The organism is Actinoplanes regularis (genome assembly GCF_900188005.1).
GTDB lineage: Bacteria > Actinomycetota > Actinomycetes > Mycobacteriales > Micromonosporaceae > Actinoplanes > Actinoplanes regularis.
In genome coordinates, this window is the sequence record NZ_FZNR01000063.1 from 1 (window position 1) to 2,109 (window position 2,109).

3 protein-coding genes are annotated in these 2,109 nt (G+C 63.3%); all 3 read left to right on the forward strand.

From position 1 onward, the window contains the following. The first annotated feature begins 105 nt into the window (after window positions 1–105). The gene (locus CHC09_RS44765; protein WP_143232970.1) at window positions 106–1,095 is read left to right on the forward strand and encodes a hypothetical protein; all 990 of its coding nucleotides are present in this window, start codon (window positions 106–108) and stop codon (window positions 1,093–1,095) included. An 89-nt stretch (window positions 1,096–1,184) separates the two neighbouring features. Further along, window positions 1,185–1,373 carry a hypothetical protein gene (locus tag CHC09_RS46050; protein WP_179277579.1) on the forward strand — a complete coding sequence of 63 codons (189 nt, stop codon included), beginning with the start codon at window positions 1,185–1,187 and terminating at the stop codon, window positions 1,371–1,373. 185 nt (window positions 1,374–1,558) lie between these two features. Continuing rightward, entirely contained in the window at window positions 1,559–2,017 is a 459-nt protein-coding gene (locus tag CHC09_RS44770) for a hypothetical protein (protein ID WP_143232971.1), read from the forward strand. Window positions 2,018–2,109 lie beyond the last annotated feature (92 nt).

Sequence of the window (2,109 nt, forward strand, 5' to 3'; positions counted from 1 at the left end):
CTCATCAGGGTATTTCTTCGGTGGTGCCACGGATGCTTCCTCCCCATGGCCATCAGACCATGATCATGAAGCTCCATGAAAGCGGGGGTGGCTCACGATGTGATCATGACCAGCTTGCCGCACCTCGCGTCGATCGGGTTTCAGCACCGTCGGCTGCGCGAACTTGGAGACGGTTGGCAAATTTTGGAGACGGCGGGAGTGGACGACCCGCCAAACATGGAAGCCGCTGTCGGTGCGGCCGCCGAATGGTGGAAAGCACCGGTGTTCGGCGCCTATGTCGCTGATGGCTGCGCCCAGATTCATGGTGCGGTCGCCAATGTGGCCCCCTGGTCGGGACATCTGCCGGATGCTACTGACGTGGACTGCGGGATGCTCCACCGTCCGCGCGTATCTGCCGGCGACACTCTGGAGGGCCTCGAGGCTCGCATCGTCAACTGGGGCGCGGCTGCCGGCTTGACGCTGTCCGCCGCACGGCTGCGCCGCGCGTTGCGATACCGGCATGCTTGGCAGGACGACGGGGACGGACCGTACATTTTCCAGTTCGAACAGATCTTTGAATTGGTGCGGGCATTTGGTTTCCCCGTGCTGCCCACCCCGCGGCCGTACGCGTTCGATCCGGACGACGAGCACTTCGCGGAGGTGACCTCGGGCCTGTGGGGATTGGCCGCGCAGGCCCGCTCAGCTGCCAGGTATCGTGCTCAAGGGGTCCAAAGCGACGTAGCCGGCGATTGGGAAGCCGAGGCGATCGCACTGGAGCTTGACGTCTATGCCGCGCTGTACGGCGATGGGCGTCCAGTAGCCGAGCTGGCCGCACGAGCCGAGTGGATCAAATCCGCGTACCGCGCGGCACGCGAGGGCACACCACCGCCTCCACGAGAGCTGATCGTCCGCGGAATGCCGGTGACCAACCCGCAACGCATCATGTACGACCTGGGCCCGAGTATGGTCGCGGACCAACTGGCATTCGCGCGAGAACAGCGCGACGCCACGCCGAACGGAAGTTATCCCGGCGACCCGGCAAACGGCCCCGGCATCTGGCCGGCCGCGTTATCCGATATCTCCCCGGTCATCAAGGCCACGAACGCCGAGGACTGAGGAACGCACTCACATCAGATGAGGATGGCCCGACAGGCCGCTGGGAACTGCAGGGCAGGCCGACGGCTGTCTTGCTAACTTGCGTGGCGATGAGTCGGCGACGGTACGTGGCGAGAGGGGTTCCGGGTGGCTATCGCATCTGGGACAGCAGGGCGCGCCGATGGTGGGGCGACCTGTACGAGCTGTGCCCGGATGAGCTGCTGGAGGAAATCAACGGCGCCGGTGACTACACGCGGATCACGGCGTTGCTCCGCCGCTACCGGGCTCAGAAGCGATAGTCCACTATCCGCGGCAGTTGAGGATGCCGGATCTTGCTGCGTGCCTCGAAGCGCCCCGGACAGGCGCCACCTATCGATATACATCTCTGGATCCGCTCCCGCAACACTAAGCGCACGCTCGGCGGCTACGAGCGGATGCGATCGGTCTTGTGCCGTGGGGACCCGCATGGCCTAGAGTTTTTGTCATGATCAATGCGGTTAGTGCTGGTATGGGCGTTATCCTCAGCGCTCTTTACCAAGCCTCGATCAAGGTCGAGCAGGTCTTCACGGGCATCCGGCTCTGCTACGACATTTCCGTTCCGGGCCTGCCCGCCGAAGATGTGTCGTACCGAGGGACGTATCCCTTGTATCTGGAACACGACGGTACCCTGACGTTCTATTGCATGGAGATCGGACTGCCGTATCCCTCCGGCGTAGTGAGCGACTTTCCGTCCGAGATACGCCTGTCCATGAGTGTCAGGCCGCACGAGCGCGGCTTCACCATCGGCGCCGGTATCGAGGTGGACCTGGTGACACCGCTCCACAACCTTGAGGCGGGTGAACACCAGATCATGAGCCGGACGGAGGAACAGGCGACAGTGTCCGGCGCTGTGGCTGCCATCGGTCACTGCCAGGAGGCTTTCGCCGAGCACTATGACCTGTGAGCCACCCCCGCTTTCATGGAGCTTCATGATCATGGTCTGATGGCCATGGGGAGGAAGCATCCGTGGCACCACCGAAGAAATACCCTGATGAG